This window comes from Bacteroides gallinarum DSM 18171 = JCM 13658 (assembly GCF_000374365.1).
Taxonomy (GTDB): Bacteria; Bacteroidota; Bacteroidia; order Bacteroidales; family Bacteroidaceae; genus Bacteroides; species Bacteroides gallinarum.
The window spans coordinates 43,899-50,450 of record NZ_KB894145.1 but is presented as its reverse complement, the minus strand read 5'-3'; the positions used below and the strand labels follow the sequence as shown (position 1 = coordinate 50,450).

Here is a 6,552-nt window from a genome sequence, read left to right as displayed (position 1 = left end):
AAGATTGTGTGAGAAATTACAGGAATAGGACTATAAAAATGGCATATGAAGTGAGTATGCTCTATCATCTTCATATGCCATCTTGATTTTTAGGGACATTTACTGAATATCCCGAAGTTGACTTCCTTTTTTCGGTATGACCGGAGTTCTATGCCTATCGGTTATTGAATGGAGTTAAAGTTCTTTTAATAATTCTATCTCGTCATATTTTTCATACCGTTTCAACAGAGATATGAATTTTTCGTCATTTTTAAATTTGGAATAGATTTCAGGAACTTGCTTTATGGTAGTCGCTAAATCCAATCCCTTGTCAAGGGCGATATCTATATTTAGATAGAATTGTGAGAGGTCATTCTGCTGTGCCTTGATTTCTGCTAAAGTAGAATAAAATACACCTCGGTCTTTGTTGAATTCGATAGCCTTGTATATGTTATTTAATGCTTCTTCGCAATTGCCTTTCATGCGTTCGTTCACGGCAAGCAAGTTATAGACATTTCCGATGTCATAACTGTCGTTTTTCAGCCTTTCGATAGCCCGGTCAATTTCTTCTGTCGGGGCGTCTCCCCTTAAAATGAGTGCCAGGCAATATTGATAAAAATATTCGGAAGATGCTTCCCTAAATGGGTATATGGTGCTATACATCTCTGTATATCTTTGCATTAGGAATAGAATTTCACTTTTCCTTAGGAAATAATACAGAGGTGGACGCTTTTCCAGTTTGATTGCCTTGTTTATCCGTGCGAGGGCATCATTCGTGTTTTCGACAGACTGTAAATTGATTGCATATAAGTATTGTATAGAACTGTCATTGGGATATTTTTTTTCAGCTTCTTCCAGCAATTCGAAAACAATTGCTTTTCCGGTAGCCTGACTTATTTTTTCAAGTAATTGTTTCTTTGTCTTTTCAGCATTAATTTGCTGTAATTTTTCTTGATTGAAATCATTGGCTGTTATGCGTTCGAAGAGTTCCAGATATTCATTGGCTATCGTATCTGCCGTACCTTTTGCTTCTTCTTTGTGCCCTAACTTAAAACATTCATGATATTCCATTTCTCTATTGGAGTGAATAACAACAGGTGTCGTATTCAGTGTTTTTCCTGAAGAATAGGACAAGTCTGAAAATTGTGACCGAAATCTTTCTCTGATATTCTCTTCCAATAATTTTTCTTCCGGTGTGGTAGGGTAAGGTATTCTGGTAAGAGAAAGAATGATGTCTTTGTCCGGATTCAGAAAACTGTTGTCTTTGTTCAGAATACTGCGTACGATTCGCCGGCATCCTTCTATGTTTTCTTTATTATTGGCGGAGAGTATCACAATCTGGTCTGCAAGTAAAGACAATGTCAGATTTGATATATCCGTAATGCCGGTACGGGTGTCTATCAATAAATAGTCGGGTTTAAGTTCTTTTTCTATTTTTTGCTTCATGTCTAAGAAAAAGGATACACCTAATGCGTTCTCTCCATAGAAAAGTTCAAACCAATTTATAGAAGAAAGTTTTCTCCAGTAATTGGCCGAATTGGGATTACCGGCAGGAATCAGGGATAATAAATGCCCCGTACCTTGTAACGGTTTGTTGTATTCTGCTATATTCTTTGGAATTTTATGGTTTGTATGGAATTCATATAGATAATCTACGATTCCTTTGTCTATCAGCTTTTCATCGTGAAATCCTGCGAACTTGCAATGCAGTCCTGGGGCTTCCAAGTCAAAATCGAGCATAACGACTTTTTCTTTAAAGGCTGCCAGTTTCATCGCTATGTTGGATAACGCCAAGGTTCTGCCTACGCCACCTTTATATGAATAAAAAGCAATTGTTTTCATTATACGCTCTCCTCTATATTTAACAACGTTCCTCTTTCTTTTATTTTATTGTTGATTTCCAATAATTCTGGGCTGAAATATTCTTTTACCTGTTTGTGAAAATCTTTTTTCAACACGATTTGCACCTCCAGGACTTCCAACAATTGCAATATCCTTTCGAAACTGGCACTTAGATAATCATTCTGTTCATATCTTTGTATCTGCTGTTCCTGGATATACATTTCTTTGGCAAGCTCCTTTTGGCTGATACCCGATGCTATCCTGAAACTGATAATTGCTTTGTTCATGTCATCCTTCAGCGAGTCGAAAGTTAGAGAGGTCAGTTGGTCGGAAGTCAGCCTCTTATATTCGTTCATTATGTGCTGTAACTTCTTCGCTCCTTTCTTAAAGGTGCTTAACTGTAACTTCAATTGTATCTCCTCAGGATTTTGCTTTAATACCTGTTCCGTATCCTTTATATCCTCTAACAAATTTTGAAGCTGTTTGTGGACTGCTGTATACTGCTTTTTATTTCTTATTATCATAACTTCACAATTTTAGTTTGATAATTCCTTTTCTTTCATCACTATCCTTTATGGTCTGAAAATACTCCAGGATTGTTTGTCCATGATTGAAAGGCGATTTATCGAAAGCCGGATAAATTTCTCCACCAAAATCTTCTTTTTGAGTTTCGGAATCGCTGTTTAGTAACGACTGTTCTACGACTCTCAGTACATCGTTTCTGTTTGCGGCTGTGGTATCCCAGCATGCATCGTAATCTGCAGGTGCTATTTTATTGCTGACGAAGCTACCGTCTATGTATAATATATCGCATTGAAGACATCTGCAATATGAAATGAGGTTTTTCATGGCAGCAAGTAGCTTTTGACGCTTTTTGCTGAAACCGAGTTTGTTTTCCATTTCCTCAAAGGTCGTTTCATATATACCTTCTTTCAGGAAACCGTTCGTTTCGAATTCAGGAATCATAAATTAATGTGTTACCATACAAATATACAACAATTTTGTTGTGTAACAAGCGAAATGCTTATTTTTTATCTCACATCCGCCCCCCACATCATCTTATTCCGCAACGTGTCGAAAAAGACATGGTTGAAACGTTTCACTACTTTAATGGAATAATCCGCACGCGAAATGTGGAGCCGCGTAGTCTCTTTGCAGGATTCGCTGCGCCCGTCGACAGCTACGAGGAAGTTGTGGCTGCGGCTCTCTACATCGAGGGTGATTTCCCAGTCGTCGCAGATAACGATAGGCCGCACATTCAGACTGTGGGGAGCAACGGGGGTAATCGCAATCGTTTTGCTGTGAGGCACGATGACCGGACCGCCGACACTCAGCGAATAGGCGGTAGAACCCGTAGGAGTAGCTACGACCAGGCCGTCGGCCTGGTAAGTGGTGAGGTGCTCCCCGTTGATTGCCGTATGGATACTAATCATGGACGAGCTGTCGCGTTTCAATACGGCAATTTCGTTGAGTGCGTACGGGTATTCCATTAGTTTTCCGTCGTTGCACCTCAACTGCAATACGCTGCGTTCCTCCACTTTATAGTGGTTGTTGTAAATCTCATCGATTGTTTCCTCCATTTCTTCGGGCGATATGTCTGCCAGAAAGCCGAGACGGCCTGTGTTGATACCCAGAATCGGAATGTTTTTTTTACCGACGCGGCTGGCGGCTTTCAGGAATGTGCCGTCGCCGCCGATGCTGATAACCATGTCTGCACGGAAGTCGTCGCCGTCGAACAATTCGGCGGAAGGGATGTTAAGATGTAAGTCGGAAGTGAGGAAATTATAGAATTCGCGGCAGACGCAGAGCTGCGCTTTGTGCCCGGCCAACAGGCGGAAAAGGTTTTCGGCATGCGATGATTTCTTGGCTTGATAAGTATTTCCGAATATGGCGAATTTCATAATTGTTTTCTGTTTTTGTAAGATGCAAAAATAGTTTTTTCTCAGAATGCTGCCAACATATTGCTATTATTTGTACTTTTGCCCCAAACTATAATCCGAATTATGACTAAATTAAGTGTAAATATCAATAAAGTGGCAACGCTGCGCAACGCACGTGGAGGAGATATTCCCAATGTTGTAAAAGTAGCGTTGGATTGTGAGAACTTTGGAGCCGACGGCATAACGGTGCACCCGCGTCCCGACGAGCGGCATATCCGCAGGAGCGACGTCTATGATTTGCGTCCGTTATTGCATACGGAGTTCAATATAGAAGGATATCCCTCGCCCGAATTCATAGATTTGGTGCTGAAAGTAAAGCCGCATCAGGTGACGCTGGTTCCGGACAGCCCTACGCAACTGACATCCAACTCCGGCTGGGATACGAAATCCAACCTGGATTTCCTGACCGAAGTGCTGGACGCATTCAACAATGCAGGTATCCGTACCTCTGTATTCGTATCTACCGATGCGGAGATGATAGAGTACGCGGCCAAAGCCGGTACAGACCGTGTGGAGCTTTATACCGAACCCTACGCAACGGCATTCCCTAAAGGGAAAGAGGCGGCGGTAGCTCCCTTCGTAGAGGCTGCCAAGATAGTACGCAGCCTGGGACTGGGGCTGAATGCCGGCCATGACCTGAGTTTGGAGAATTTGAACTATTTTTATAAAAACATACCCTGGCTGGATGAAGTTTCTATCGGTCATGCGTTGATTAGCGACGCTTTGTACCTGGGGCTGGAACGTACCATTCAGGAATATAAAAACTGTCTCCGCTGATGAATCTTATGTTGTTATTAGCCCAGGTGGCTCCGGCGTTGGCCGATTCTATTGCCGGTGCGAATCCGGTACTTACTCCTGTTGCCGCTCCCGATGAAATGAACCTGTGGAGCATGGCTATCAAGGGCGGTTGGATTATGATAGTGCTCGGAGTGCTTTCCGTAGTCTGCTTCTATATCCTGTTCGAGCGCAATTACGTTATCCGTAAGGCGGGCAGGGAAGACCCGATGTTCATGGATAAGATTAAGGATTATATAATGGGTGGAGAGATAAAGGCCGCCATTGCCTATTGCCGCAGTGTCGATACCCCCTCGGCGCGTATGATAGAAAAAGGCATCAGCCGCCTGGGACGTCCGGTAAACGATGTACAGGCCGCCATAGAAAATGTCGGCAATATCGAAGTGGCGAAACTGGAAAAAGGCCTGACTATCATGGCTACCATTTCCGGCGGTGCGCCGATGATTGGTTTCCTGGGTACGGTGACCGGTATGGTGCGTGCTTTCTTCGAAATGGCGAATGCAGGCAACAACATCGACATAACCCTGCTCTCCGGCGGTATATACGAAGCCATGATTACTACGGTAGGCGGCCTGATTGTGGGTATCATCGCCATGTTCGCCTATAATTACCTGGTGACGCTGGTAGACGGTGTAGTCAACAAAATGGAAGCCAAGACAATGGCATTCATGGACTTGCTGAACGAGCCTGCCAAATAAATCATAATGTATAAACCATAAACCGTAAAGCGTGTTACAACGTAGAGCAAAAATATCGCCCAATTTCAGTATGGCATCCATGACGGATGTCATATTCCTGCTGTTGATTTTCTTTATGATTACCTCTACGGTAGTATCGCCGAATGCAATCAAGGTATTGCTTCCGCAGGGAAAACAGCAGACGTCCGCCAAGCCGCTGACAAGGGTTATCATCGACAAGGATTTGAACTATTACGCCGCATTCGGCAACGATAGGGAACAACCGCTCGCTTTGGACGAGCTGACGCCTTTCCTGCAGTCGTGTGCGGCGAAGGAGCCCGAAATGTACGTGGCATTGTATGCCGATGAATCCGTACCTTACCGGGAAATCGTAAAAGTACTGAATATCGCTAATGAGAACCACTTCAAAATGGTGCTGGCTACACGCCCGCCCGAAGACAGGTAAGTGGTTCCGGTCGTAAATAGCTAAATCGTAAATCGGAACGGTGAATCGGAAGAAGAAAGGAAAATATATAGGATTGGCAGGTGCGTTGTCGGTGCACATCGTTATCATCGCCCTTTTGATACTGGTGGGATTTACATTGCCCGAGCAGTCCGAGGAGGGTGGTGTACCCGTGATGATAGGCGAAGTACCCGATGCCTCGGGAGCTGCTACTCCCTCTTTGGTGGAAGTGGATGTGCTGCCGGAGGAGGCTGCCCCGGAAATGCCGGAAGAAGTTGAGCAGGATATACTGACACAGGATGAGGAGGAAACCGTTGCCATAAAACCCAAGGCGGAAAAAAAAAAGACGGAAATAAAGAAGCCGGAGAAAACCGAGGCGGAAAAAGCCGAGGAAGCCCGGAAACTGGCTGCCGAGAAAGCCGAGCGCGAGCGGAAAGCCGCCGAGGAAGCTGCCCGTAAACGTGTGGCGGGTGCTTTCGGCAAAGGTGCGCAAATGGGCAGTAAAGGCTCTACGGAAGGAACCGGCGTACAAGGAAGCCCTGCCGGAAATTCTTCGGCGGGAGAAGCTGCCGGAACGGGCGGATATGGAACTTTTAATCTTGGCGGGCGTTCTATCGGTGAAGGCGGGCTGCCGCGTCCCGTATATGATGTGCAGGATGAAGGGAAAGTGGTGGTTACCATTACCGTAAATCCGGCAGGACAAGTGATAGCGACCAGCATTAACCGCCAGACGAATACGGTGAACCCCGCTCTGCGGAAAGCCGCCGAAGATGCGGCGAAGAAAGCGCGGTTCAATACGGTGAGCGGCCTGAATAACCAGACGGGAACGATAACGTATTATTTTAATCTAAAATAA

The 6,552-nt window shown here is 44.6% G+C and carries 8 protein-coding genes; 4 read left to right on the top strand and 4 right to left on the bottom strand.

Going from position 1 to position 6,552, the window contains the following annotated elements; genetic code table 11:
• Nucleotides 1–174: 174 nt before the first annotated feature.
• From C233_RS0115580 to C233_RS0115565, 4 genes are all read right to left on the bottom strand, one after another.
• Nucleotides 175–1,821, bottom strand: coding sequence for a KGGVGR-motif variant AAA ATPase (locus C233_RS0115580; protein WP_018668493.1), 1,647 nt, complete (start codon nt 1,819–1,821; stop codon nt 175–177).
• Complete coding sequence (locus C233_RS0115575) at nt 1,821–2,345, bottom strand: helix-turn-helix domain-containing protein (protein ID WP_018668492.1); 525 nt, start codon at nt 2,343–2,345, stop codon at nt 1,821–1,823. The genes C233_RS0115580 and C233_RS0115575 overlap by 1 nt, the downstream gene beginning before the upstream one ends.
• A 4-nt stretch (nt 2,346–2,349) precedes the next feature.
• Nucleotides 2,350–2,787 carry a DUF6932 family protein gene (locus C233_RS0115570; RefSeq protein ID WP_018668491.1) on the bottom strand — a complete coding sequence of 146 codons (438 nt, stop codon included), beginning with the start codon at nt 2,785–2,787 and terminating at the stop codon, nt 2,350–2,352.
• Between the two features lie 65 nt (nt 2,788–2,852).
• Nucleotides 2,853–3,722: an NAD kinase gene (locus C233_RS0115565; RefSeq protein ID WP_018668490.1), complete on the bottom strand. Its 870-nt coding sequence runs from the start codon at nt 3,720–3,722 to the stop codon at nt 2,853–2,855.
• Nucleotides 3,723–3,824: 102 nt separating this feature from the next.
• On the opposite strand from C233_RS0115565, the gene C233_RS0115560 reads away from it, so the two are divergent.
• The 4 genes from C233_RS0115560 (at nt 3,825) to C233_RS0115545 (ending at nt 6,552) form a co-directional block, all read left to right on the top strand.
• Nucleotides 3,825–4,538 (top strand): pyridoxine 5'-phosphate synthase, encoded by a 714-nt coding sequence (locus C233_RS0115560; protein ID WP_018668489.1) that lies wholly within the window; start codon nt 3,825–3,827, stop codon nt 4,536–4,538.
• Nucleotides 4,538–5,254, top strand: coding sequence for a MotA/TolQ/ExbB proton channel family protein (locus C233_RS0115555; RefSeq protein WP_018668488.1), 717 nt, complete (start codon nt 4,538–4,540; stop codon nt 5,252–5,254). The genes C233_RS0115560 and C233_RS0115555 overlap by 1 nt, the downstream gene beginning before the upstream one ends.
• A gap of 70 nt (nt 5,255–5,324) precedes the next feature.
• Nucleotides 5,325–5,699 carry an ExbD/TolR family protein gene (locus tag C233_RS0115550; RefSeq protein WP_018668487.1) on the top strand — a complete coding sequence of 125 codons (375 nt, stop codon included), beginning with the start codon at nt 5,325–5,327 and terminating at the stop codon, nt 5,697–5,699.
• Between the two features lie 40 nt (nt 5,700–5,739).
• Nucleotides 5,740–6,552, top strand: coding sequence for a cell envelope integrity TolA family protein (locus C233_RS0115545; protein WP_018668486.1), 813 nt, complete (start codon nt 5,740–5,742; stop codon nt 6,550–6,552).

Excerpts from the sequence above, each read along its gene's own strand:
- C233_RS0115580 (WP_018668493.1), bottom strand. The coding sequence starts at position 1,821 with ATGAAAACAATTGCTTTTTATTCATATAAAGGTGGCGTAGGCAGAACC.
- C233_RS0115575 (WP_018668492.1), bottom strand. The coding sequence starts at position 2,345 with ATGATAATAAGAAATAAAAAGCAGTATACAGCAGTCCACAAACAGCTT.
- C233_RS0115570 (WP_018668491.1), bottom strand. The coding sequence starts at position 2,787 with ATGATTCCTGAATTCGAAACGAACGGTTTCCTGAAAGAAGGTATATAT.
- C233_RS0115565 (WP_018668490.1), bottom strand. The coding sequence starts at position 3,722 with ATGAAATTCGCCATATTCGGAAATACTTATCAAGCCAAGAAATCATCG.
- C233_RS0115560 (WP_018668489.1), top strand. The coding sequence starts at position 3,825 with ATGACTAAATTAAGTGTAAATATCAATAAAGTGGCAACGCTGCGCAAC.
- C233_RS0115555 (WP_018668488.1), top strand. The coding sequence starts at position 4,538 with ATGAATCTTATGTTGTTATTAGCCCAGGTGGCTCCGGCGTTGGCCGAT.
- C233_RS0115550 (WP_018668487.1), top strand. The coding sequence starts at position 5,325 with ATGGCATCCATGACGGATGTCATATTCCTGCTGTTGATTTTCTTTATG.